Genomic DNA, 23,299 nt, shown 5'->3' with positions numbered 1-23,299 from the left:
GCCTCGAAACGATTGTCCGGGTCTGCCAGTCAATGCAATATCTCGCCAAGGGCCGCCACCAGCCGATCGCATTCCTCATCCGTGCCGATGCTGATGCGCAGGAAGTCGTCGATACGCTCCGCTGAAAACCGTCTTACCAGAATGTTCCTGCTCCGCAGCTCCGCCGCCAGTTCCGCACCTGGCCGGCTCGGATGCCGCGCGAACAAGAAATTGGCAGATGATGGAAGAACGTGAAAACCCAGTTCCGCGAGCGCGGCGGCCAGACGTTCCCGGCTGGCGATGATCATGGCGCGATGGCGTTCGAACCAGTCGCGATCTTTCCAGGCCGCGACGGCACCTGCTTGCGCGAGCCGGTCGAGAGGGTAGGAATTGAAGCTGTCCTTGACCCTTTCCAGAGCCTCGATGAGCGGCCGTTGCCCGACAGCGAAACCGACACGCAAGCCGGCAAGCCCGCGTGACTTCGACAGAGTCTGGATCACCAGGAGGTTCGGATAGCTTCGGACAAGCGAAACGGCACTCTCCCCGCCGAAATCGACATAGGCCTCATCGATAACCACAACCTGATCGGGATGAGCCTTGAGAAGGCTTTCGATGTCAGCCAGAGGCAGGCCGATCCCCGTGGGCGCATTGGGATTGGGCAGGATGATCGCGCCGCAAGGCTGGCGATAATCATCGAGGCGGACACGCATCTCGGCCTCGACCGGAACCTGCCGGAACGTGATCCCGTAGAGGCGGCAATAGGTCAGATAAAAGCTGTAGGTGATATCGGGGAAAAGCAGAGGCTCTTCGTGGTTCAGCAGCGCCTGGAATGTGTGAGCCAACACCTCGTCCGATCCATTGCCGACGAAGACCTCATCCTTGTCGAGCCCGAAGCTCTCGGCGATTGCCATGCGCAGCTCGCGCGCCGTCGGATCGGGATAGAGCCGAAGCGTATCGGACGCGGCCTTCGAGATCGCCTCCAGGGCCAGCGGCGAAGGACCATAAGGGCTCTCATTGGTGTTGAGCTTGGTTATTCCACCCGTGGTCGGCTGCTCGCCGGCGACATAGGGGATGAGGGAATGAACAATCGGGCTCCAGAAACGGCTCATCGTGAGTTCCAGATTTGGCGGTTGCAGGCGGATTTAATATCGTATGTTTCAATTTTACGGACTGCTGTCGCGGACGCCACCGTCGAACGGTATTTTTGGCTCCGTGAGGATTATTGCGTTGACCCGCTTTAAGTCATGGTCGGAAACAAAAGCTCCATCGGATAAGGAAGAGCGAGCTTAGGCATCTCATCGAAGGCCGTGTATTTCAAGCTGGCCGTCTCGGTGTCGGTAAATCCGCCAGGCTCCCCACTTGTCGTGCATTTGAACAGGACGACCAGATACTCAACCTGATCTCCATTTGGATAAGTGTGTCGAAACTCACGGCCGCCAAACACCGCCAGAATTTCTGACTGGATGACCCGCAGGCCAGTTTCTTCAAGAACCTCACGTTCTACTGCCTGCTGCGGCGTTTCACCCAATTCAATTGCGCCGGCGGGCAGGCTCCAGCCTTCGCCCGACGACTTCTCTTGGAGAAGCAATCGTCCCGCTTCATCTGAAATGACCGCTGCAACACTTGGCAAGATGATAAGTTGAGAACCTACTTTTGAGCGTAGTGACTTTATGTAATCCGACGACATGAAAGCTTAGTAGATAATTGAAGAAGCCACCACTTTAAGGACCTCACACCTGACGTCAATGACTGCAATTGACGCGTGCTTACCTTCGAAGAACGGCCAACATGGGCCTTGATTCATGATTTGATCACAGCCGGCAAAACATCACAGCTCTTCGCGAAAAGCCTTTCGCTCAGAAAATCCACGAAAACGCGGACCTTGGGCGACATGTGGCGGTTAGACGGCCAGAGCAGATGGAAGTGGCCGGGTTCATCGATAAAATCATCGAGAACGGTTCTCAGCTTTCCTTCCGCAAGCGTGCTGCGCACGAGGAAATCCGGCATGCAGCCGATGCCAAGACCGGCGACCGTCGCCCCACGCACCGCCTCCATATTGTTGCAGGAGAAGGCTGTCCGCATCCGCAGGTCCAGCTCGCCCTCCGGCATCTTCAACGGCCAATCCTGCAGCTTGCCGCTGTTTGGAAACCGAAAGCGGATTGCCTGGTGCTCATCGAGAGCGCGCGGACAATCTGGAATGCCGAAGCGGTCGAGATAGCCGGGAGCTGCACAGAGCAGCATCTGAAACGGCCGCAAGGTGCGTGATATCAACCGCGAATCCGGCAGATCGCCGCTGCGGATCGCGACATCGACGCCCTCTTCAATCATGTCGACGATGCGGTCGTTGAAATCGATGTCGAGTTCGACCTCGGGATAGCGGGAGACGAATTCCGGCACGACAGGCAGGAGGAAGTGGTAGCTGACGATCGGCACGCTGACACGCAATCGTCCGCGCGGCACGGCGACCGCCTGCGCAAGCGAGGCCTGCGCGTCCTCGAGATCGTCGAGCACCCGCCGGCAACGCTCGTGAAAGAGACGCCCCTCCTCGGTCAGCCGGATGCTGCGGGTGGAACGCTGCAGCAGTCGCACGCCAAGCTGATGCTCCAGATTGCTGACCGCCTTGCCGACGGCGGATGGCGAAAGGCCGAGCACACGACCGGCGGCCGCAAAGCTGCCGAGGTCCGCCGTGCGAACGAAGGCCGTCAAGCCGCTCAAGCGATCCATAGGCATGCTCCATTCGAGAGTTTTATTCCGGTATATATGGAAAAATAGCGCTGTTATCATATGATTGCAGCAAATATATCTTGCTCAGGTCATTTGAAGCACGCGGGCGACGGCCGTTTGGCCAGCATATTCCCAGGATTGTCCGCTACTTCCTCCTTGCTCAAACCTCACGGTAATTCGATGACCTCTCCTCAGACAAAGGTCGCAAGTCCGACCGAGAAATTCTTCGTCCTCGTCGCCGTCTGCTGTGCGGCGGCGGCGATGCCGCTGACATTCACCGGCCCGGCCGTTGCATTGCCGGCCATCAGCCGCACGCTCGGCGGCAGCCCGATCGCGCTCAACTGGGTCACCAACGCCTTCATGCTGACTTTCGGCAGCTGCCTGATGGCCTCGGGCGCTCTGGCGGACAGCTTCGGCCGGCGGCGCATTTTTCTGACCGGCGTTGGCTGCTTTGCGCTATTTTCGGCCGGATTGGCGCTGGCCAGCAACATCGTCTGGTTCGATATATTGAGAGCCCTCCAGGGCCTCGGCGCAGCGGCCGCCTTTTCCGGCGGTATGGCCTCGCTGGCTCAGGAGTTCGACGGCACGGCGCGAATGCGGGCCTTCAGCATTGTCGGCTCAAGCTTCGGTGTCGGCCTCGCCTTCGGGCCGATCGCATCCGGTCTGATGATCGATGCTTTCGGCTGGCCGTCTATCTTCATCCTCGTTGTTGCGCTGGCGTTGCTCGCGCTTGGCCTCGGCGCCTGCTTTTTGCGCGAATCCCGTGATCCTGATGCGGCGGGGCTGGATTGGCCGGGCGCACTGAGCTTCACGTCTGCCCTGACGCTCTTCACATATGGCGTCTTGCGCGCGCCGGAAACCGGCTGGAGCGATCCGCTCGTCATCGCCCTGCTGGTCGGCGCTGCATTGCTCTTTCTCGCCTTCGGCATCATCGAACGTGTCGTGAAGCGGCCCATGCTGGATCTCAGCCTGTTTCGCTATCCGCGTTTCGTCGGCGTACAGCTTCTGGCGGCAGCGCCCGCCTATGCCTTCGTCGTACTGCTGATCCTGCTGCCTGTACGTTTCGTCGGCATCGAAGGCATGAGCGAGATCGCAGCTGGGCGCATGATGGTCGCGCTTTCGGCGCCGCTGCTCATCCTGCCGATCGTTGCCGGGCTTCTGACCCGCTGGTTCAGCCCCGCAACGATCTGCGGCACCGGCCTCATCATCTCGGCGACAGGCCTTTTCTGGCTCAGCCACTTTGCCGCCGGCTCGGCCCCATCCGCTCTCATCGGTTCGTTGCTGACGATCGGCGTCGGCATCAGCCTGCCCTGGGGCCTGATGGATGGGCTTGCCGTCAGCGTCGTTCCCAAGGAGCGGGCGGGCATGGCAACCGGTATCTTCAGCACCACCCGCGTCGCCGGTGAAGGTGTCGCGCTTGCAATCGTCAGTGCCATCCTCTCCGCCTTCATCCAGACGAACCTTGGCACATCGTCAGGTGAGCACACCGCGATGGCTGCGCAGCAGCTCGTGACAGGCAATCTGACCGCCGCTGCGTCGAATGTGCCAGCGATCGGGCATGACGCTCTCATTCAGGGTTATGGTAATGCCTTCAGCGCGCTCCTCTGGCTCCTCACCGCCATCACCGTCCTGACAGCCATCGTCGTCTTTTCCTTCCTCGGCCGCACATCGCCGACGGTTGCCGCAGAAGATGCGGAGCAGTTGCAAGAGGACGAGGATGCGCTTTGCGTATCGAAAGCTTAAGCAGTATTGATGACTGGCCGGAACGTTGCCCGGCCAGTCCGACCACCGCCCGCGGCATAGCAAGAAGGCGAATCGAAGGCCGCGCACGGCCGAAAATCCCACCGCGCCGCAACAGAATATTTCGAAACCACATAAAATGTGCGCGCCAGATCCATGCGCGAACGATCTTCGCCGCGGCGTCAGGCTGGCGTTTATGATCGTCGCTGCTATATCATATCCCCATGATATCAGACCGGTTTTTGAAGATTATTGCCTGGACGTACATTGCGGCGCTTATCGGCGTAACGCTTGCGCATTTCAATTGGCAGGCGACCTTCGGCAATCCGTTCGATATCTTTCGCGCCGCCGCACTCTGTATAGCAGGAATGCTCGCCCGGCTCGCCTACCCGCAATCTCCCTCCTTCACCTGCCTGTTGATGATCGGCAGCGTGCTGGCACTTTCTGTTTCGCATCTCCTGGCAAACGGCAATTATGGCTCGACGCTCGACATCATCGTCGGCATGACCAGCGGGCTCTGGGGCATCATGATCGGCTCGATGCTGAGCAAGCTCATCATCGCGACTTCCAAACGACCGGCGTCATATTAAGAGCCGTCGATCGCCCGGACACGCTCCTGGCTGTCGCGCGGGTGCGACAATTGCTGCATCAACGTTCAAGTGCACAATCGCGCCCGATTGACCACGCAGCGACAAATATTATCGAATAATATTCGAATAGAATAAAACGTCGCATTGTACCTCAAAATGACTATTACGCTGCCAATATTATGCAGAACTTATCATCTTTGTTTGCGGATGTGGCTTTCCTGCAACTAAAACTTAAATTTCACGAAAAAGTCATCTCGAGAAAAATATATCATATAACTTTGCAGGAATTCGTCTCTAATAAGGACCAGAAGCGGGTGGGGCCCGTTTCTCCCGAGTCGGGGTTTTAAACAGGGATAGGGTGAGGCACGTCGACTTTTCGGCGCGATAGCCTATGCCCAATCTATATTGGATTGGAGTTTTTATGAACATCAAGAGCCTTCTTCTCGGCTCCGCTGCTGCTCTGGCAGTAGTTTCTGGCGCTCACGCGGCCGACGCTATCGTTGCTGCTGAGCCGGAACCGCTCGAATACGTCCGCATCTGCGACGCTTACGGCGCTGGCTACTTCTTCATCCCAGGCACGGAAACCTGCCTCAAGATCGGCGGTATGGTTCGTACCGAAGGTAAGTGGTACAACGCTTACAACCCGGCCGACCGTTACGGCACGCTGTGGCACACCCGCGCTCAGCTGAGCATCGACACCGCAAGCGACACCGAATACGGCGCGCTGAAGACCAACACCATCTACCGTTTCGACTGGCAGGATGGCGGCTCGACCACAACGAAGCTGCTCTGGGCTAACATCAGCCTCGCTGGCTTCACCGTCGGTAAGCTCGACTCGCAGTACAACCTGTACACCGGCTACGCCGGCAACGTCATCAACGACGACGTGGTCTATGACGGTCCGTACGAACTGAACCAGTTGACCTACAACTATGACGCAGGCAACGGCTTCACGGCTGTTATCTCGCTCGAAGACAGCAACTCCGGTTCGGGCGCCAAGGGCGTCAACGGCGAAGACAGCTCTAACCACTACGCTCCGGACGTTGTTGCCGGTGCTGGTTATAAGGCTGGCAACTTCGGCTTCAAGATCGTCGGCGGTTATGACTCCATCGTCGAAGAAGGCGCTGTCAAGGCTCGCGTCGATGCCGACTTCGGCGTCCTCAAGGCCTTCTTGATGGGTGGCTGGAACACCGATGGCGACAAGCTCAACAAGTACGCCAGCGCGAACGGCGCCGGCCCGGCCAAGGGCATCGGCTGGGGCGACTGGGCTGTTTGGGGCGGCGTGACCGTTCCGATCAACGAGAAGTTGCAGGCCAACGCTCAGGTTGCCTACACCGACTCCAAGATCTTCGCAGCAACCGCAAACGTCCGTTGGAACCCGGTCAAGAGCCTCCTGGTTCAGCCGGAAGTTTCCTACACCAACTGGGACTCCATCAACCAGGACCAGTGGGCTGGCATTCTGCGCTTCCAGCGTAGCTTCTAAGACCTCTTTACCGAGATCTGATCTGACTTGACCCCTGATCGGATGGGGACCGGTCCAGCTTCCAGCGAAGTTGGACCGGTCTTTCCGAGAAGGGGTTGATTCATTTTATGGATGCCGTTCGATCGCATGTTTCAGCCACCGAACTTGCGTGCTCATGCCGGCGGGAACGTCAGCCAGCCAGCGACTGCATCGATTGTCGAGCAAATAAACGCGCGGCCGCGAATTGCCTGAATTTCCCTATCATCAACGCATCGACATCCCGCTTCTTTTGTCGTAGAGAGAGCCCATGTCTTTCGCTCACGCATATTCCGCACGATTTTATTCGTACCGCTGCTCTCAGCGGAGGCGGGCCTGTGCGTAGTTAGAAAAGACACGACAGCAAAGACCCGAACAGCCGCTAGTTCTACCTGGCGGCTTTTTTGTCGCCACGGTATGACCCCTAAAGGAACCGATACCGTGTTGAATTCCACCGATGACCTGCGCATTGTCGAGATCACGGCGCTGACGCCGCCCTCTCGCATCATTGACGAAATCCCCCGCGACGAGGCCGTGACGGCGACCGTTACCGGCGCCCGCAATGCCGTTCACAACATCCTGCACGGCGAGGATGACCGGCTGATCGTCGTGATCGGCCCCTGTTCCATCCATGATCCGGCTGCAGCCCACGAATACGCGGCCCTTCTCAAGGAACAGCGCGACCGCTTCGCCGACGATCTAGAAATCATCATGCGCGTCTATTTCGAGAAGCCACGTACGACCGTAGGATGGAAGGGCCTGATAAACGACCCGCATCTCGACGGCAGCTACCGCATCGAGGAAGGACTACGCATCGCCCGCAAGCTGCTGTTCGATGTCAATGAGATCGGCCTGCCGGCGGGCTGCGAATATCTCGATACGATCACGCCGCAATATATTTCGGATCTGGTGAGCTGGGGCGCGATCGGCGCCAGGACGACCGAGAGCCAGGTGCATCGCCAGCTGGCATCCGGCCTCTCCTGCCCCGTCGGCTTCAAGAACGGTACGAATGGCGACGTGCGCATCGCGCTCGACGCGATCGTCGCGGCATCGCAGCCGCATCATTTCCCGGCCGTGACCAAGGAAGGCCTCGCAGCGATCGCCTCGACGCGTGGCAATGAGGACTGCCACATCATCCTGCGCGGCGGCAAACAACCGAATTATGATGCTGCAAGCGTGCAGTCGACCGCGGAACAATCCCTCAAGGCCGGGCTCGAGCCGCGCATCATCATCGATGCCAGCCATGCCAACAGCAGCAAGAATCCGGAAAACCAGCCGCTCGTCGTCACGTCAGTCGCAGAGCAGGTTGCAGCCGGCGATCGGCGGATCAAGGGCATGATGATGGAGAGCAATCTCGTTGCCGGCCGCCAGGATCTCGTGCCGGGCAAGCCACTGGTCTATGGCCAGAGCATCACCGACGGCTGCATAGACTGGCCGACCTCGGTTCGCACGCTGGAAGATCTGGCAAAGGCTGTCCGGGCACGACGGCAGGCGCGCTAACACCGTCTCCCATCCGGGAGACAGGCTCGGGTTAAATGCGTCGATAGCGCGCGAGGCTCAGATAGTTTTTTCTCGGCCCGCGCACTTGCCACATCTCAGCCCAGTCATCGGGCGAGCGAAAGAACAAGCGGCCCCGGTAGAGATCGGGACCGCAATGATGGGTGACGCGCTGCGAGGCACCTTCACCGATGCGAATGAATTGCGAAAGATTAGGGAAGCGCACGACGAGATCGTCATCCGCGTCATCGAGCCGATAGGTGCGGCTGCTTCTCAGCGTCGCGTGGCCGCTTCGCGTATCGCCGTGTTCCTCGAACTGGACAGGCGTAATGAACGCCTGTCCTTCAAATGTGATCAGGGAACGGTTGAAGCGATCGATGATTCGCCGCTTCACCTCCCATGTGCCGAGGAAAAGATTCAGCCGACCGATGCCGGCCGATCCCTTCATCAGGAGGCCGCGCGCTGCGCTGCGTCGGCCTGTCGGCGGGGCAGCTTCCAGCCCGGCCGGACGAAGTGGCAGGTATAGCCGTTCGGATAGCGTTCCAGATAATCCTGGTGCTCCGGCTCGGCTTGCCAGAAGTCGCCGACCGGCGCGACCTCGGTGACGACCTTGCCGGGCCACAGGCCGGAAACGTCGACATCGGCGATCGTATCCAAGGCGACCTGCTTCTGCTCTTCGCTGGTGTAGAAGATCGCCGAGCGGTAGCTCAAGCCGACATCGTTACCCTGGCGGTTGCGTGTGCTCGGATCGTGGATCTGGAAGAAGAATTCCAGCAGATCGCGGTAGCTGATCTTCTGCGGATCGAAAATGATCTCGATCGCCTCGGCATGGGTGCCGTGGTTGCGATAGGTGGCGTTGCGGACATCGCCGCCGCTGTAGCCAACGCGCGTCGAGATGACGCCGTTATAGCGACGGATGAGATCCTGCATGCCCCAGAAGCAACCGCCAGCGAGAACTGCACGTTCCGTTGTCATCTTACATCCTCCACTTGATCGATGTAGGCACCATAGCCCTCTGCTTCCATGCGGTCACGCGGCACGAAGCGAAGCGAGGCGGAATTGATGCAATAACGCAGGCCGCCGCGATCGATCGGGCCGTCCGGGAACACATGGCCCAGATGGCTGTCGCCACCGGCCGAGCGCACTTCGACGCGCACCATGCCGTGCGACATGTCGGTCAATTCGCTGACATTGGCGGGCTCGATCGGCTTGGTGAAGCTCGGCCAGCCGCAGCCGGAATCGAACTTGTCGGCGGAAGCAAAGAGCGGCTCGCCGGAGACGATGTCGACATAGATGCCGGACTGCTTGTTGTAGAGATATTCACCGGAACCGGGACGTTCCGTGCCGCTCTGCTGCGTCACGCGATACTGCTCAGGGGTAAGCTTGGCCACTGCCTCTGCCGTCTTGCTGTATTTGCCCATTGTTGTTCTCCTTGCCCCTTGGCACGAATTTCAAGCTTGGCCGAATGTCCTGGACAGGACCCGAGAGGGCCGGATGAAGCTCGATCAGCGCTAAGGGAGTGGTTGCAGGGCCAATATAGGTATCACACGATCGATTTGCCATATCGATCACGACTGCGTGACGCACTGCCCTTCCCGCGCCTCACCCATCCATCTCGCATGACGCCGCGTAAATCGCGCCAAGCGCCTCGATGCCGGCCTGATCATCGCTGTCGAAGCGGCCAGGTAGCGGGCTGTCAAGATCGATCACGCCGAAAACCTTTCCGGCGCGGAAGAGCGGCACGACCAGCTCCGAGCGTGAAGCAGCATCGCAGGCGATGTGTCCGGGAAAGGCGTGCACATCCTCTACGAGGACCGACTGAGCCCTTTCGACCGCCGTCCCACAGACGCCGCGGCCAACGGCAATGCGCACGCAAGCCGGTTTGCCCTGGAACGGCCCGAGCACAAGCTCTTCTGGCTGCCGCAGAAAATAGAAGCCGGCCCAGTTGAGGTCGGACAGCATCTGATAGATCAACGCGGAGGTATTGGCCGCGTTGGCAATCGGATCGTGCTCACCGTCCAGCAAAGCTTTCAGCTGATCCGCAAGCTCGCGATAGAATTCGGGCTTGCTGTCGTGTCGGATCGCTTTTTCAACGAACATGGGTCTACTCTTTCGAAGTTCCAGTCTCAAAGAGACTATCAGTCCTTGTCGTCAGGCGGGCAAGGCCAGCTGGACGGCGCCTTCAACCAAGAGGGTAATATGGTCGTGTTGTCCCCGCATGCCAGGTTGATCTGCGCCTGCTGCAGGCCGCTTGCCTTCGACAGATCAAGGCCCTCGATGCGCGTCAGATACATGAAAGCGCCACTGAAGGAGGTTGCCCCATCCATCACCGCGCCGTTCAAGGTCGCCCGCGAGAGATTGGCGAAGGAGAAATTCGCGCCCGTCAGCACGGCCTTGTCAAAATCGGCACGGCCGAGCTCCGCCTTCTGAAAATCGGCGTTCTTCAGCTGTGCACCGGCAAATTCGGCCCGCTGCAATTCGGCATTGGCAAAGGATGTGCCGTTGGCGGTGGCATTGCTGAAATCGGAGCGATAGGCCTCGATCTTGGCAAAATTCGCGCCATCCGCCTTGGCATTTTTCAGCCAGGCCCGCACCAGGGTTGCCTTTTCGAGGTTGGCGGAGGTCAGGTTGGCATCGCTGAGATCGGTGCTGTCGAAATGGGCGCCCGCAAGATTGGCACCATGCAGGTCGCTTGTCTGCAGCATGATGTTGGTCTTGCTGCAACCGCTCCAATCGAGGCCTGGACCGGCGACATTGCCGCAATCGGCAGCACGCAGGGCATTGCTGCTGGAACCCAGAAGGAATGCGGCGCTCAGCGCCAGCATGCCAAAGCCGGTGGCGACCCCCAATCTCTTCCCCACGGCACCACCGCGCAAAGCGCCGCGACGCCGTCGCCCCATGATCGTTTCCCCGGCCAATCTGGCCACCCCGTCAACAAGATCCATTCCGTTACTCCGCTCCAGCACCTGCCAGCCGAACTCTCGCCTGAGTCGGATGCACGTCCCTCTTCCTTGTATATGGTGCTTCGGGCGACAAAAAGAGCCGGTTTTGTAAAAGCATATTTGAGACGCGATTTGGATGTGAGCCGTTGAAGTGGGAAATAAGCCCAGGCACCAGAACAATTGCGGTAGGCCTCATACGCCCGGCCTCGAGGAGAAGGACAGCCCGATCGAAATGCCGACATCGGGCATTGACGAGACACCGCCCGGCCTTGCGCAAGGCAAGCAGGTAACATTCTTAATTAAGTGAGAGATTTTTCGGGAACAAGATCAGTATTTTAAGCTGGTCGGAGTGGAGTGATTCGAACACTCGACCCCCACGTCCCGAACGTGGTGCGCTACCAGACTGCGCTACACTCCGTGACCAGCGGCGCTTCTATAGACCAGCCATTTTTGATGCACAAGCACCAATTTCAAAAAAAGCATCGGATTTTTGACGAAAAGATTACAGTCGCAGCTGCCTAGAAAATCGGCAGGAAACAGCGGCCGAAAATGCCAGCGTGCAAAAGACGCAACAGATCAAGTAAAATCCCGTTTGTACACGCGGATGGGAATTTTCTTTTGCCGGCTTTGGCGCTAAAGCCCTAAGCGGGACAGGTGGAAATGTCGTGGGACAGCGCGGCTTTTCCGCGACCTTATGCGTGACAGAAGCTCAAGGACGACACGATGAATATCCGCATGATCACCGCGGCTGGACTGTTGCTGGCACTGGCCGGTTGCAGCACCACGACGACAACCACGACAGCAGCCCTGCCGCTGCTTGCAAAGAACCCGGTTCAGGATCGCTGGCAGGGCCAGTCCGCAGGCCGCTTCTTCGCCGCCTACGGCCCGCCGATCTCCGACCGCGACGAAAGCGGCAACCGCGTCTATACTTGGCGCGGCGGCTACAAGAACGTCACCATCGTCACCAAGGACGGCAAGAAGAGCGGCAAGCGCTCGCTCAGCTGCAAGGCCGACATCGTTACCAACCAGAGCTACGAGATTCGCTCGGTTAAAATCCTCGGCGACCAGCCTGGTGTCAGCGGCCCGTCCTACTGCGCCGAGCTTCTGGCTCCGCCGGAAAAGGCGAGCTGAGGCCAAAGCTTCATCACGGAACAATGCCAGCGGGCGGCCTGCAAAGGCCGCCTGTTGCGTTTGCGGGCGTCAGCCGTTTGCCGCAGCGATGTCGGCACAGCTTCTCGAGTGTGGCGCATTTGCAGCGGGTACGAAGGCTTTATCGACGGCATAGAGCTTGGCAAACGGCGTTTCGGCGGCAAGTTTCACGCCTTGCGGAACCACGCCGCCGAAACGGTCCTCAACATCGGCATTGACGAGCAGAACGAAGTCGAAGCGATGCCGCCAATCCTTGAGATAGGGCGCAATGCCGCTGAAGGCCGAAATCTCGTCGGGGCAATCCAGCAGGCCTATGGGAAACAGATTGCCTTCCGGCACGGCGATGTCGCTCCAGGGCGGTAACACAGTCAGCGGCTGCTTACCCCTGGCGGTGAAGATCGTCGGCACGAAGGCATGGGCGTAAGGGACCGCAAGCGTGGGCAAATGCCGGAAGGTGTCCTGGTTCCAGGCGAAGTAGCGATGATCGGCGATGCCGCGTCCGTTCTGCTGCCGCATGACCGGCAGGACGGTTGCACCTTCCGGCACAGCCGTCAGAACAGTGCTGACGTCAGCGACATCGGACTGTCCCTGCCACCAATTGACACCGATCCAGGCCGTTCTGCCCAAAACGACCGTCGAGAGCACGAGCATGACCAGAAAGGCTTGGCGGCGTGGCACGCGAGGCAAAGGAGAGATCATCACCATGGCAGCGAGCGCCATCATGATCGGAAAGCGCCAGCTGATCCAGCCCGTCCCAAGCATATGACGCGGCACGACGCAGGACAGAAGCAGCAGGCCGGCGGCCGTCACCGCCATGCCGGCATGCACGCTCAGACGGCGCGTGAGAACCGCATAGATTCCGACGAATATCAACGGGACCAGAAACAGCATGTCCACCGGCAGCACGTAGCTCCAGAATGCCGACATCAGATTAGCCAGCAGCAGCACGATGGAATTGTTCCAGGATGCATCCAGACTGCCTCCGCCATCGGGCAAGACAGGCTGATAGAGGAAAAGGCAGATCGCCGGCAGGGCGCAGGCCAGCATCGCAAGTACAAGCCTGCCGCATAAGCGCAGGAAATCGCGAGGTGACCTCAATGCCGCCGTCGTCGGCGAGAATTCAAGGCCGCAGACGAGTGCCATATAGAAGCCAAGCGAAAAGAGATGCATGACGGTGAGCAGCAGGCCCGCGAGCAGACGCCAGCCGAACAGTGCGACCGGATTGCGGGACTGCAAGACGTGGTCGGCGGTCGCGAAGAACAGCGCCATGCCGAGCCCGATCTGAAAATTGATGAAGCCGCCGATCAGCGTCGCGCACCAGGCGAAATACAATATGCCGATCTGCCAGTAATAGCCGCCGCCATGCAGGCGCCGGTGCAGGGCGATCGCCCCGAGAGGAGGCAGAACGATCGCCAGGAAAAGAAGGCTGCGCGCCAATAGCGAAACGCCAACAAGCGGCCCCAGCCAGTATGCGGCGAGATCGATGCCGACATTGGTAAACGTCCTGTTCCAGTCGATCGCATAGATCTCCCGAAAGGGCGGCGTGTTGATGCCGCCGGCGAGCAGCCACATGCGCGCATAATGGTTGGGATAGTCGAGGATTGGCGGAAACTTGAAGACGGCAACGAAAACGGCGACCAGGATCAGGAAGATAGCGATGGCAATGCCCGGCCTCTGCCTGACGATGGCGGTGTCCGCATCAACCGCTTGGCGCGCGGATACAGTATCGGAAACAGCGCCGCCACCGGTCGACGGCGAAGTCACGGAACCTCGCGGCATCAGCGAACTGCCCTCGCCTGCTCCGCGCTGGCAGCCGCTTCGCCGGAATTATTCAAGGCGTCCTCAAGCGTACGTCGCTTGCCCGCCGCATCCATGTCGGAAAAGCCGCCGGGAATGTCGAGCGACCGGCCGCCCTGCGCCAGGCTTTCGATCATGAACATCGGGCGGCGCTTATTCTCCTGCACCAGCCGGCCGACATATTCGCCGATGATGCCGATGCAGATGAGCTGGATGGCGCTGAAAGCGGTGATGGCGGCCATGATGCTCGACCAGCCGACGATCGTCTCCCCGGCAAACCAGCGGACGAGCGTATAGAGCAGCAGCAAGGCGGCGCAGCCGACGCTCGCAAGGCCGAGCCATGTGCTGATGCGCAGCGGCACGGTTGAAAAGCTGGTAATGGCGTCGATCGCGAAATTGATCATCTTGCGCAGCGGATATTTGGTCGTGCCGGCAAAACGCCCATCGCGCTCATAGGGCAGTGCCACCTGCCTGCCACCGATCCAGCTCACCATGCCGCGGATGAAACGATCCCGCTCCGGCATCGCCAGCAGAATATCGACGACGCGCCGCCGCATCAGCCTGAAATCGCCGACATCGCGCGGGATCGCAACCGAGGCGAGCCGCGACAGCAGCCGATAGAAGAGAGAAGCGGAGGCGAGCTTGAACCAGCTCTCACCCTGCCGGCGCACGCGCTGGCCATAGACGACATCCGCACCGCGATCCATGATCGGCATCATCATCAGCAACAGTTCCGGCGGATCTTGAAGATCGGCATCGATCAACAACACCCGCTCGCCGCGCGAGGCGGCAAGACCGGCGGTAGCGGCCAACTGGTGGCCATGGTTGCGCATGAGGCGCACGCCAAGCACCTGCGACACCTTCGCAGCAAGCGCGGCGATGACCTCCCAGGTGCCGTCGGTAGACCCATCATCCACCAGCACGATCTCGAAGGCCTCGCCGGCGATGCCCCGCGCCGTCGCTTCCGCACGCCGGCAGAATTCGCCAAGCCCTTCCTCCTCATTGTGGCAGGGGGCAACGATGGAAAGCAGCAGTTCCTGGGGAGCGTGGTTCATGATCGCCTGTATCGAGATGACGGCGACTACAGTGGAGGAAAATGGTCAAACAATATTTAAGTGGTGGAATAACGACGCTTACGACGGAAATTTTCTCAGACAATATCTCTGACACTGCAAAGTCTATCGCTGTAGTCCGTTTAGGATATTGGGAAACATATGGCTGGGGCGCCAGGATTCGAACCTGGGAATGCCGGTACCAAAAACCGGTGCCTTACCGCTTGGCGACGCCCCAACAGAGGAAATGGCGGCTGTACCAGCCAAATCGGCGTCTGATTAGCAAAGGTCGCATCCCGCTACAATGACTAAGTGATGCGCGGATGCATATTTCTGTGTGCTTTCCAGGCGGCTATGATAGGTCTTGCTGCAGTGCATTTGAAATAAGGAGGTCCGATGAGCCCGTTTCGCGCCCGCCCGCCGGCCGTGCCCACCGTGCTTCTCGATGATGCCGTCTGCCGCATCACGCGCTGGGATTTCGAGCCCGGCGCCGATACCGGACACCATGTCCACGGCCTTGGCTATGTCGTGGTGCCGATGACCGACTGCCAGTTTCTGCTGGAGGAGCCCGGCGGCAGCCGACGTGTCGACATTGCCAGGGGCGCCGCCTATCGGCGCGAGGCCGGCGTCGAGCATAATGTCGTCAATGCCGGCACAGAGCCTATGTCCTTTATCGAAATCGAATACAAGCAATCATGAACACGCCTGACTTCGACCTTGCCTTCGACCCCGCCTATGGCCGCGCCGTTTCCGTCGCGCCCGGCATCGAACGGATGACGGTCAACAATCCCAGTGCCTTTACCTTTCACGGCACCAACAGCTATATCGTCGGCACCTCCTCCGTCGCCGTCATCGATCCCGGCCCGGAGAACGAGGAACATTTCGCCGCCCTGATGGCGGCGCTGAAGGGGCGCGAGGTCACGCATATCTTCGTCAGCCACACCCATCGCGATCACTCGCCGCTGGCGAAGCGGCTGAAGGAGGCAACGGGGGCACTGACCGTCGGCGAAGGGCCGCATCGGGCCGCTCGGCCGCTCCATCAGGGCGAAATCAATCCCTTCGCCGAAAGCTCCGACATGGAGTTTCAGCCTGACATTGTGGTTGCCGATGGTCAAAGCGTCTCGGGAGACGGATGGCAGATGACGGCGCTGCTGACGCCTGGCCATACGGCAAACCACGCATGCTTCGCGCTCGATGGCACCGGCATTGTCTTCTCCGCCGATCATGTCATGGCCTGGGCGACCTCGATCGTCGCACCGCCGGATGGTTCCATGGCGGATTATATGGCCTCGCTGGAAAGGCTTCTTGCCCGCGAAGACCGGCTGTTCCTGCCGGGTCATGGCGGCCCGGTGAAGGAGCCCGCTTCCTTCATGCGCGGCCTCAGAACCCATCGCCGCATGCGCGAGCGCGCCGTGCTGGAACGCATCAAGGCCGGCGACCGGCTGATCCCTGACATGGTGAAAGCCATCTATCGCGATACGGACCCGCGCCTGCATGGAGCGGCCGCGCTTTCGGTGCTGGCACATCTGGAAGATCTGGTCGAGAAGGGCCAGGTGAAAACCGATGGCCCGCCGGCGCTCTTCGGAGCCTATCGCCCGGCGTGAGCCACCTCAGCTTCCGGCGATGCCGAGCAATTCCGCATCCAGTGCTTTCAGATAGCCATCGGCCAGATCGGCGCTGACGCCAAGATCGTCCTGGCCATAGCGGGACGCGACACGGATATCGACAAGCGTCGTTTCCGCCTCTTCGCGAATACGGATCAGTATGTCACATGGCAGGCCAAAAATGCGGGTGCGGGTTTCGCCCTGCAGGATGACATCGGTATTCTGGCGGATGAGTTCCGCCACTCCGTCACGGAAGGGACGCGGCGTCGGCACCGGAACGATGGCGGGCACATCGCCGCCGGTGCTGTCATCCTGCGCGGGATTGATCGTCGGCGGGCGTGTGCGGCGTTTCGGCTTCACGTTGCCGTTGGGATCGGCGACATCGGCGCCCTCCGCCTTGACGACTGTGATGTGATAATCATGCGCGACCTTGCGCACCGCCTCCAGAACGCGGTCGGCAGCCCCCTCGTAGCGGCGGCTGATCAAAGCGGGATAAGCATCGAATTGCGCCTCGCGTTCCTGCTGCGTCACGAGATGGCGCGATGGCAACCACAGCTGCCGCGCATCCGGTGTTGCCAGCCATTCCGGCGGATCGTTGAGATCGGTCGAAATCTCGTAGATATGCGGCCGGGTCCAATAGCGCTCGGCGCCGAAGCCGAAAATGGCGAGCGGCAGGGCGGCATAGACGAGCGCCTTGACGGCGGAGACACCGCCAATGGCAGCGCTCTGCCAGAGCTGGGCAAGGCCTACCAGCGCAAGCAGCACCGCCAGGATGGCACAGCCGGCAGAAATCAGGAGCAGCAGCACGAAATAAGGCGTTTCCAACGGCGCGAAGCGGTGACCGATCAATGTCACCCCGCAGAGCACCAATGCAAACGAAGCGATCAAACGCGCGGCGCGGGCGGCATGTGAAACGGGACGGTCGAAGCGAATGGTCATCAAGGGCTCGTCGGCACGTCGGATCGGAAGCCGGATGCACCGAATCCCAGAAAACGACTTATGTTTAGATCAAGAAACGGCGAAAATAAATCGAATGTCACGGCACCAACATGCAATGTTCTCTCAAGGTCCAAACGAGTAACGCCTAAAGCGCGTCGCGATCTCAAAGATTCGCTCCTTGCGCTTTCGGTCTCGTTTCTTCGCATGTCGTTACCGCAAAACCGCTGCGCACTTTTGCGCGCCATGCCTAGACCAAAAACGTGAGCGCTTGCTTAAATTCCTAAAAAAGGCCATTCTTTAGCGTTTTATCGAGGCTTTGAAAGGACTTGATGAGATGGAACCGATGCTTTCTCAAGACGTCGCTGCCAAGGCGCTGCCGGGCGCGGCGATTGCCGGAGCCGATACGGGCGATCCTATTCTGCCGATGGAGCTCTTGGAGCTAGAGCTTTCGCTCGAAGGTTTTTCCGGCGGGGAACCGGGTTTTTGCGAGGCCGTGCGGCACGCCGCCTCAGCAGTGCACGGCGACTTCCTCTTCGATCTGCCCGCGGCAGGACTGATCTCCGATTGCCGCAGGCTGGCTGTCATCCGGATTCCCGAAAGCGATGCGACGATGCGCACACTCTTTGCCGCGCTGGACGAAGATGGCGCAGAAATTCGTTTGCTGCAGCCGGATGAGGAGACCGAGCATCTGTTGCGCTTCGCCGATGCCTTCGTCGATCTCTTGCAGAGGCTGCCGGCAAAGCCGAAGGAAGCAGCGTAGGCAACCCGGCCTACAGCGGTAATACGCCTTTCGCGCCATCGCGCGCGGCGCTATAATTCGTGCCTGCACATCTGCATTCAGGACACCAAGTCATGCGTATCGCTGCTTCCGCCCTATCTCTTCTCGCTATTACGCTTGTGCTCTCCTCCTGCCAGACGGCGGAGGAAATCCGCGCCGCGGACGCATCCAGATGCAGCGGCTACGGCTTCAAACCGGGCACTCAGAACTTCGCCAATTGCCTGATGAACCAGGATCTTAGCCGGCGTGCGGACCAGCGGGCTTTCATGGAAAGCAACGATGATTTCTTCTGGGGACCGACGATCGTCGTTGGCGGCCCGGGATATTACTATCATCGCGGCTACTGGCGCCGCTGACCGGCATGCCCCAGCTTAGATAATCAGGCTCGTCCCTTGATCGCCGCCTGCGCTGCGGCAAGCCGCGCAATCGGCACGCGGAACGGGGAACAGGACACATAGTCCAGCCCAATATCCTCGCAGAAATGGATCGAAGCGGGATCGCCGCCATGCTCGCCGCAGATGCCGAGTTTCATGTCGTTACGGGTGCGGCGACCGCGCTCGGAGGCGATGCGAATGAGTTCGCCTACTCCGTCGAAATCGAGCGATATGAAGGGGTCATGCTCGATGATGCCCTTGCGCTGATAGGTCGGGATGAAGGCGGCGGCATCGTCGCGCGACATGCCGAATGTCGTCTGCGTCAGGTCGTTCGTGCCGAAGGAGAAGAATTCGGCAGCCTCGGCGATGATATGGGCGCGCAATGCCGCGCGCGGCAGCTCGATCATCGTGCCGACGAGATAGTCGATCTTCATCTTCGCTTCGGTCATGACGGCGCGCGCCACCTCGTCGATGCGAGCCTTGACGTAATCCAGCTCCGAGCGCAGCCCGACGAGCGGCACCATGATTTCGGGCACGACGGCCGCGCCTGTTTCGCGTGCGGCCAGAACCGCGGCCTCGAAAATCGCGCGGGCCTGCATCTCGACGATCTCCGGATAGGAAATCGCCAGGCGACAGCCGCGATGGCCGAGCATGGGATTGAATTCGTGCAGCGCATCGACGCGCTGGCGCAGGCCGGCAGGCTCCATGCCCATGATCCCCGCCACTTCGGCGATCTCTTCGTCGGTCTTCGGCAGGAATTCGTGCAGCGGCGGATCGAGCAGGCGGATGGTGACAGGCAGGCCGTGCATGATGGTGAACAGGCCGGTAAAATCGAGCCGCTGCATCGGCATGAGCTTGGCAAGGGCGGCGCGACGCCCCGCCTCGTCTTCGGCGAGGATCATCTCACGCATCACATGGATGCGATCGCCCTCAAAGAACATGTGCTCGGTACGGCATAGGCCGATGCCCTCGGCGCCGAAAGAACGGGCTGCACGGGCATCGGCGGGTGTGTCGGCATTGGTGCGCACCGTCATGCGGCGCGAGCGATCGGCCCAGGCCATGATGCGCCCAAAATCGCCCGACAGCTCCGGCTGGATCATCGGCACTTCGCCTTTCAGCACCTGGCCGGTGGAGCCATCAATCGTGACGATATCGCCTTTCTTCAAGATGACGCCGATACCTATCAGCTTCTCGTTGCGCATGTCGATGCGCATGGTGCCGGCGCCGACGACGCAGGGAATGCCCATGCCGCGGGCAACGACGGCCGCATGACTGGTCATGCCACCGCGCGTCGTCAGGATCGCTTCGGCAGCATGCATGCCGTGAATGTCTTCCGGGCTCGTCTCGATGCGCACGAGGATAGCCTTGCGGCCCTCTTCCTCGGCAATGATCGCCTCTTCGGCCGTGAAGACGATCTCGCCGGTGGCGGCACCCGGCGATGCGGGCAGGCCGGAGCCAATGAGTTCGCGGCGGGCGCGCGGATCGATCGTCGGATGCAGGAGCTGATCCAGCGTCGACGGCTCAATGCGGGAGACAGCTTCGTCCTCGGTAATCAGCCCCTCGTCGACCATATCGACGGCAATCTTCATCGCTGCCTTGGTGGTTCGTTTGGCATTGCGGGTCTGCAGCATCCAGAGCTTGCCGCGCTCGATGGTGAATTCCAGATCCTGAACATCGCGATAATGCGCTTCCAGCTGCGCGCAGATGCCCCGGAACTCGGCAAAGGCCTCGGGCATCAGCTTTTCCATCGACGGCTTGTCGTAACCGGAGGCTATGCGAGCGACTTCGGTGATGCTTTGCGGCGTGCGGATGCCGGCAACGACATCCTCGCCTTGCGCATTCACAAGGAATTCGCCGTAAAGCTCCTTTTCGCCCGTCGACGGATTGCGCGTGAAAGCGACGCCGGTCGCCGACGAATTGCCGAGGTTGCCGAACACCATTGCCTGAATGTTGACCGCAGTTCCCCAGGCCTCGGGAATGTTGTGCAATTGCCGATAGGTAACCGCGCGAGCGTTCATCCAGCTCGCGAAAACGGCGCTGACGGCGCCCCAGAGCTGAACCTCCGGCTCTTGCGGAAAGGCTTGGCCCAATTCCTCTTCGATGACGGTCTTGTAGATCGAGACGACATGCTGCCATTCGACGGCGGTTAGGTCTGTATCGAACTCGTGGCCGAAGCGCGCCTTCTCATCCTCCAGGATTTCCTCGAAGACCTCGTTGTCGAGGCCCATGACGACATCGGCATACATCTGGATGAAGCGGCGGTAGCTGTCCCAGGCGAAGCGGGCGTCGCCGGCATCATGGCCGAGCGCCTGCACCGTGGCATCGTTGAGACCGAGATTGAGGACGGTATCCATCATGCCCGGCATCGAGGCGCGACCGCCGGAACGCACGGACACCAGCAGCGGCCGTTCTGTATCGCCAAACTTGCGGCCGGTGATCGCCTCCATCCGCTGCAGACCTCGCATGACCTGCGGCTTCAGCTCGTCGGGGATCTTGCGGCCATTCTTGTAATAGAAGGTGCAGACGTCGCTGACGATCGTCAGGCCCGGCGGAACCGGCAGGCCGAGATTGCACATTTCGGCAAGGTTTGCGCCCTTACCGCCGAGCCGTTCAAAATCGCCGGCGCCCCCCTCGGCCTTGCCGTCGCCGAATGTGTAAACCCAATTCGTCATTGTCTCCGTCCAACTCCTCAGGTTGAACTTAATTCACTGCAGCACAAATGAAAATCGACAAATATGGCGAAATGTTGCACTGCACAATAAATATGCCCCGGAAGCTCCCGATTTCAATCGATTGATCGAAATCGGGAGCTTCCGGGGCAATTCAGAGTGGCTTAACGGCTAGAGCGGCTCAGCTCTTCACGGAACCTCTGAACCGCTCCAGTTCCTTGTTTTCACGCAATTCCGTACGGAAAGCGGCTCACGCACTTTTCCTGGAATTGCTCTAAGCTTGCGGCTCGCGCTGGGCCAGGATCTTGTCGATCCGCATGCCGTCGAGATCGACGATCTCGAAATGCCAGCCGCCGAAGGAGAAGCTTTCGCCCACCTCGGGCAGATGGCCAAGCTGGTAGAGGGCAAAGCCTGCGAGCGTGTGGAAGGTGACGTCTTCCTCGCCCTCGCGCAGACCAAGCCGCGCGAAGGCGTCATAGACCGGCATCATGCCCTCCATCAGCAGCGACCCGTCGGCGCGTTCGACGACATCAGGCGTGTCGTTTTCCATGTCGGGAAGATCGCCGGCGATTGCTTCCAGCAAATCCGTCTGGGTGACGATACCTTCCAGGCTACCATATTCGTCGATGACCATGGCAAGGCGCACGGGTGCGCGCTTGAAACTTTCGAGCACCTTGAAGACCGCCGTCGCCTCATGCACGACCAGTGGTTGACGGATGACGGCCATCGGGTTCAACGGCTCGCCGTTCAGCAGTTGATCGAGGAGATCCTTTTTCAGGATCATGCCGATCGGCTCGTCGATCGATCCGCGCGCGACCAGAAGCTGCTCGAAACGGCTTTCGCGAATGGTCTTCTGCATCTCCGTCGGCGTATCGTCGGCATCGATCCATTCGACCTCCAGCCGCGGCGTCATGATATTGGAAACGTCGCGATTGCCGATATTGAAGACGCGTTCGACCAGATCCTGCTGTGCCTGCTCCAGCAGGCCAGCTTCCTGGCTTTCCGCGATCAGAAGCTTGATCTCGGCCGGCGAATGCAGCGAGCCCTCGCCTGCACCGGGACGCAGCCCGAAAAGGCGGAGCACGAGATTGCCGAGGCCATTGAGGACGGTGATTGCCGGGCGCAATAGAAAGAGAAACAGTCCAAGCGGCCGCACGACGCCGAGCGCAGTACCTTCGCTACGCTGCAAGGCCAAGCTCTTCGGCGCGAGTTCGCCGAGGACGATGTGGAGCGCGGTGATGATGATGAAGGAAATGACGACGGCGATCGCATGCGAACTAGCCGCAGCCCATGTTCCGGGCAGGAAATCGAGCAGCGGTTCCAGCAAATGAGCAAGGGCGGGTTCACCGACCCAGCCAAGCGCCAGCGAAGAAATGGTGATGCCGAGCTGCGTGGCAGCCAGATTGGCATCGAGATTATCGACCGCCTTCTGCAGTGCCTTGGAATTCATCCGCCCTTCGGCGACGAGTTCCGTTACGCGGCTGCGGCGGACGGATACCAGAGAGAACTCGGCCGCAACGAAAAAGCCGTTGGCGGCAACGAGCAGCAATACGGCAAGTATTCCGAGGAAATCGAAAATACCGCCAGTCGAGTCAGACATACTTCCCTTCCGGGCGGATCAGCGCCCATGTTGTTGATTTAGAGACGACGCTAGCACGCTTTAGGCTCGAGACTCAATCGATCCACCAAGTGACGAGAGCGGCAATGTAGCATGTAGCTTCGAAGTTGAGCCTGAGTTTGTCATATCGTGTTGCCACACGTCTCCAGTCCTTGAGGCGGCAGAAGGCCCGTTCGATGATATTTCTGCGTTTGTAGGCAACGGGATCGAAAGGCTGCACTCTCTTTCGCGTCGGATTGTTGGGAATGACAGGCTCAGTACCGCGGCCGATGAGAAAATCGCGCAAAGCGTTGCTGTCGTAAGCGGCGTCTGCGGCACATAATCGGCTCGGCGGCAGAGGCGCGAGCAG

The 23,299-nt window shown here is 60.0% G+C and carries 23 protein-coding genes and 2 tRNA genes; 9 read left to right on the top strand and 16 right to left on the bottom strand.

Features of this window, described 5'->3' with window-relative positions:
• Positions 1-29: 29 nt before the first annotated feature.
• The 3 genes from hisC to GA0061100_RS06500 form a co-directional block, all read right to left on the bottom strand.
• Positions 30-1,088, bottom strand: a complete 1,059-nt coding sequence (gene hisC, locus GA0061100_RS06510) for a histidinol-phosphate transaminase (RefSeq protein WP_075851951.1) — start codon at positions 1,086-1,088, stop codon at positions 30-32.
• 128 nt (positions 1,089-1,216) lie between these two features.
• Positions 1,217-1,666: an NUDIX domain-containing protein gene (locus tag GA0061100_RS06505; protein ID WP_075851950.1), complete on the bottom strand. Its 450-nt coding sequence runs from the start codon at positions 1,664-1,666 to the stop codon at positions 1,217-1,219.
• 113 nt (positions 1,667-1,779) lie between these two features.
• Positions 1,780-2,703, bottom strand: a complete 924-nt coding sequence (locus GA0061100_RS06500) for a LysR family transcriptional regulator (protein ID WP_075851949.1) — start codon at positions 2,701-2,703, stop codon at positions 1,780-1,782.
• Between the two features lie 180 nt (positions 2,704-2,883).
• Here GA0061100_RS06500 and GA0061100_RS06495 point away from each other — a divergent pair, with 180 nt between their 5' ends.
• From GA0061100_RS06495 to GA0061100_RS06480, 4 genes are all read left to right on the top strand, one after another.
• Positions 2,884-4,446, top strand: coding sequence for an MFS transporter (locus GA0061100_RS06495; protein WP_075851948.1), 1,563 nt, complete (start codon positions 2,884-2,886; stop codon positions 4,444-4,446).
• A gap of 239 nt (positions 4,447-4,685) precedes the next feature.
• The gene (locus GA0061100_RS06490; protein WP_075851947.1) at positions 4,686-5,033 is read left to right on the top strand and encodes a hypothetical protein; all 348 of its coding nucleotides are present in this window, start codon (positions 4,686-4,688) and stop codon (positions 5,031-5,033) included.
• A 421-nt stretch (positions 5,034-5,454) separates the two neighbouring features.
• On the top strand, positions 5,455-6,516 hold the full coding sequence (locus tag GA0061100_RS06485; RefSeq protein ID WP_075851946.1) for a porin: 1,062 nt from the start codon (positions 5,455-5,457) through the stop codon (positions 6,514-6,516).
• Positions 6,517-6,948: 432 nt separating this feature from the next.
• Positions 6,949-8,031 carry a 3-deoxy-7-phosphoheptulonate synthase gene (locus GA0061100_RS06480; RefSeq protein WP_167459815.1) on the top strand — a complete coding sequence of 361 codons (1,083 nt, stop codon included), beginning with the start codon at positions 6,949-6,951 and terminating at the stop codon, positions 8,029-8,031.
• 31 nt (positions 8,032-8,062) lie between these two features.
• On the opposite strand, the gene GA0061100_RS06475 is transcribed toward GA0061100_RS06480, so the two are convergent.
• The 6 genes from GA0061100_RS06475 to GA0061100_RS06450 all read right to left on the bottom strand — a co-directional run bounded on the left by GA0061100_RS06475 (position 8,063) and on the right by GA0061100_RS06450 (position 11,388).
• Positions 8,063-8,476, bottom strand: coding sequence for a DUF6314 family protein (locus GA0061100_RS06475; RefSeq protein ID WP_075851944.1), 414 nt, complete (start codon positions 8,474-8,476; stop codon positions 8,063-8,065).
• On the bottom strand, positions 8,476-9,003 hold the full coding sequence (msrA, locus tag GA0061100_RS06470) for a peptide-methionine (S)-S-oxide reductase MsrA (RefSeq protein ID WP_075851943.1): 528 nt from the start codon (positions 9,001-9,003) through the stop codon (positions 8,476-8,478). The genes GA0061100_RS06475 and msrA overlap by 1 nt, the downstream gene beginning before the upstream one ends.
• Entirely contained in the window at positions 9,000-9,449 is a 450-nt protein-coding gene (gene msrB, locus GA0061100_RS06465; protein WP_047627622.1) for a peptide-methionine (R)-S-oxide reductase MsrB, read from the bottom strand. The genes msrA and msrB overlap by 4 nt, the downstream gene beginning before the upstream one ends.
• A 181-nt stretch (positions 9,450-9,630) precedes the next feature.
• Positions 9,631-10,128: a GAF domain-containing protein gene (locus GA0061100_RS06460; protein ID WP_075851942.1), complete on the bottom strand. Its 498-nt coding sequence runs from the start codon at positions 10,126-10,128 to the stop codon at positions 9,631-9,633.
• Positions 10,129-10,166: 38 nt separating this feature from the next.
• Positions 10,167-10,853, bottom strand: coding sequence for a pentapeptide repeat-containing protein (locus GA0061100_RS06455; protein WP_244557798.1), 687 nt, complete (start codon positions 10,851-10,853; stop codon positions 10,167-10,169).
• 458 nt (positions 10,854-11,311) lie between these two features.
• A tRNA-Pro gene (locus GA0061100_RS06450) sits at positions 11,312-11,388 on the bottom strand.
• A gap of 305 nt (positions 11,389-11,693) precedes the next feature.
• On the opposite strand from GA0061100_RS06450, the gene GA0061100_RS06445 reads away from it, so the two are divergent.
• Positions 11,694-12,101, top strand: coding sequence for a hypothetical protein (locus tag GA0061100_RS06445; protein ID WP_075851941.1), 408 nt, complete (start codon positions 11,694-11,696; stop codon positions 12,099-12,101).
• A 69-nt stretch (positions 12,102-12,170) separates the two neighbouring features.
• On the opposite strand, the gene GA0061100_RS06440 is transcribed toward GA0061100_RS06445, so the two are convergent.
• From GA0061100_RS06440 to GA0061100_RS06430, 3 genes are all read right to left on the bottom strand, one after another.
• A complete protein-coding gene (locus tag GA0061100_RS06440) occupies positions 12,171-13,883 on the bottom strand; it encodes a hypothetical protein (RefSeq protein ID WP_425298670.1) in 1,713 nt (570 codons plus the stop codon).
• Between the two features lie 14 nt (positions 13,884-13,897).
• The gene (locus tag GA0061100_RS06435; RefSeq protein WP_075851940.1) at positions 13,898-14,971 is read right to left on the bottom strand and encodes a glycosyltransferase family 2 protein; all 1,074 of its coding nucleotides are present in this window, start codon (positions 14,969-14,971) and stop codon (positions 13,898-13,900) included.
• Positions 14,972-15,131: 160 nt separating this feature from the next.
• A tRNA-Gln gene (locus GA0061100_RS06430) sits at positions 15,132-15,206 on the bottom strand.
• Between the two features lie 158 nt (positions 15,207-15,364).
• Between GA0061100_RS06430 and GA0061100_RS06425 the strand changes: the two genes are divergently transcribed.
• Positions 15,365-15,667, top strand: a complete 303-nt coding sequence (locus tag GA0061100_RS06425; RefSeq protein ID WP_075851939.1) for a cupin domain-containing protein — start codon at positions 15,365-15,367, stop codon at positions 15,665-15,667.
• Positions 15,664-16,572: an MBL fold metallo-hydrolase gene (locus GA0061100_RS06420; RefSeq protein WP_075851938.1), complete on the top strand. Its 909-nt coding sequence runs from the start codon at positions 15,664-15,666 to the stop codon at positions 16,570-16,572. Before GA0061100_RS06425 ends, GA0061100_RS06420 begins: the two co-directional genes overlap by 4 nt.
• Positions 16,573-16,578: 6 nt before the next feature.
• Here the strand turns inward: GA0061100_RS06420 and GA0061100_RS06415 are convergent, their stop codons facing one another.
• Positions 16,579-17,511 (bottom strand): DUF1499 domain-containing protein, encoded by a 933-nt coding sequence (locus tag GA0061100_RS06415; RefSeq protein ID WP_075851937.1) that lies wholly within the window; start codon positions 17,509-17,511, stop codon positions 16,579-16,581.
• A gap of 343 nt (positions 17,512-17,854) precedes the next feature.
• Here GA0061100_RS06415 and GA0061100_RS06410 point away from each other — a divergent pair, with 343 nt between their 5' ends.
• On the top strand, positions 17,855-18,271 hold the full coding sequence (locus GA0061100_RS06410; RefSeq protein WP_075852601.1) for a hypothetical protein: 417 nt from the start codon (positions 17,855-17,857) through the stop codon (positions 18,269-18,271).
• 92 nt (positions 18,272-18,363) lie between these two features.
• Positions 18,364-18,645, top strand: a complete 282-nt coding sequence (locus GA0061100_RS06405) for a hypothetical protein (RefSeq protein WP_075851936.1) — start codon at positions 18,364-18,366, stop codon at positions 18,643-18,645.
• A gap of 23 nt (positions 18,646-18,668) precedes the next feature.
• Here GA0061100_RS06405 and ppdK read toward each other — a convergent pair whose 3' ends face one another.
• From ppdK to GA0061100_RS06390, 3 genes are all read right to left on the bottom strand, one after another.
• Positions 18,669-21,335, bottom strand: coding sequence for a pyruvate, phosphate dikinase (ppdK, locus tag GA0061100_RS06400; protein ID WP_075851935.1), 2,667 nt, complete (start codon positions 21,333-21,335; stop codon positions 18,669-18,671).
• 271 nt (positions 21,336-21,606) lie between these two features.
• Positions 21,607-22,932, bottom strand: a complete 1,326-nt coding sequence (locus GA0061100_RS06395; RefSeq protein WP_075851934.1) for a hemolysin family protein — start codon at positions 22,930-22,932, stop codon at positions 21,607-21,609.
• 73 nt (positions 22,933-23,005) lie between these two features.
• On the bottom strand, positions 23,006-23,299 hold a 294-nt coding region (locus GA0061100_RS06390), incomplete at its 5' end, for an IS5/IS1182 family transposase (protein ID WP_075851933.1).

It is taken from the genome of Martinezella hainanensis (assembly GCF_900094555.1).
Taxonomy (GTDB): Bacteria; Pseudomonadota; Alphaproteobacteria; order Rhizobiales; family Rhizobiaceae; genus Rhizobium; species Rhizobium hainanense.
The sequence above is the reverse complement of the archived record's forward strand: the minus strand, read 5'-3'. Positions and strand labels throughout refer to the sequence as shown.

Bases quoted from the DNA above. Each gene is read 5' to 3' on its own strand.
- hisC (WP_075851951.1), bottom strand. From the start codon at position 1,088: ATGAGCCGTTTCTGGAGCCCGATTGTTCATTCCCTCATCCCCTATGTC.
- GA0061100_RS06505 (WP_075851950.1), bottom strand. From the start codon at position 1,666: ATGTCGTCGGATTACATAAAGTCACTACGCTCAAAAGTAGGTTCTCAA.
- GA0061100_RS06500 (WP_075851949.1), bottom strand. From the start codon at position 2,703: ATGGATCGCTTGAGCGGCTTGACGGCCTTCGTTCGCACGGCGGACCTC.
- GA0061100_RS06495 (WP_075851948.1), top strand. From the start codon at position 2,884: ATGACCTCTCCTCAGACAAAGGTCGCAAGTCCGACCGAGAAATTCTTC.
- GA0061100_RS06485 (WP_075851946.1), top strand. From the start codon at position 5,455: ATGAACATCAAGAGCCTTCTTCTCGGCTCCGCTGCTGCTCTGGCAGTA.
- GA0061100_RS06480 (WP_167459815.1), top strand. From the start codon at position 6,949: ATGACCCCTAAAGGAACCGATACCGTGTTGAATTCCACCGATGACCTG.
- GA0061100_RS06475 (WP_075851944.1), bottom strand. From the start codon at position 8,476: ATGAAGGGATCGGCCGGCATCGGTCGGCTGAATCTTTTCCTCGGCACA.
- msrA (WP_075851943.1), bottom strand. From the start codon at position 9,003: ATGACAACGGAACGTGCAGTTCTCGCTGGCGGTTGCTTCTGGGGCATG.
- msrB (WP_047627622.1), bottom strand. From the start codon at position 9,449: ATGGGCAAATACAGCAAGACGGCAGAGGCAGTGGCCAAGCTTACCCCT.
- GA0061100_RS06460 (WP_075851942.1), bottom strand. From the start codon at position 10,128: ATGTTCGTTGAAAAAGCGATCCGACACGACAGCAAGCCCGAATTCTAT.
- GA0061100_RS06455 (WP_244557798.1), bottom strand. From the start codon at position 10,853: ATGCTGGCGCTGAGCGCCGCATTCCTTCTGGGTTCCAGCAGCAATGCC.
- GA0061100_RS06445 (WP_075851941.1), top strand. From the start codon at position 11,694: ATGAATATCCGCATGATCACCGCGGCTGGACTGTTGCTGGCACTGGCC.
- GA0061100_RS06435 (WP_075851940.1), bottom strand. From the start codon at position 14,971: ATGAACCACGCTCCCCAGGAACTGCTGCTTTCCATCGTTGCCCCCTGC.
- GA0061100_RS06425 (WP_075851939.1), top strand. From the start codon at position 15,365: ATGAGCCCGTTTCGCGCCCGCCCGCCGGCCGTGCCCACCGTGCTTCTC.
- GA0061100_RS06420 (WP_075851938.1), top strand. From the start codon at position 15,664: ATGAACACGCCTGACTTCGACCTTGCCTTCGACCCCGCCTATGGCCGC.
- GA0061100_RS06415 (WP_075851937.1), bottom strand. From the start codon at position 17,511: ATGACCATTCGCTTCGACCGTCCCGTTTCACATGCCGCCCGCGCCGCG.
- GA0061100_RS06410 (WP_075852601.1), top strand. From the start codon at position 17,855: ATGCTTTCTCAAGACGTCGCTGCCAAGGCGCTGCCGGGCGCGGCGATT.
- GA0061100_RS06405 (WP_075851936.1), top strand. From the start codon at position 18,364: ATGCGTATCGCTGCTTCCGCCCTATCTCTTCTCGCTATTACGCTTGTG.
- ppdK (WP_075851935.1), bottom strand. From the start codon at position 21,335: ATGACGAATTGGGTTTACACATTCGGCGACGGCAAGGCCGAGGGGGGC.
- GA0061100_RS06395 (WP_075851934.1), bottom strand. From the start codon at position 22,932: ATGTCTGACTCGACTGGCGGTATTTTCGATTTCCTCGGAATACTTGCC.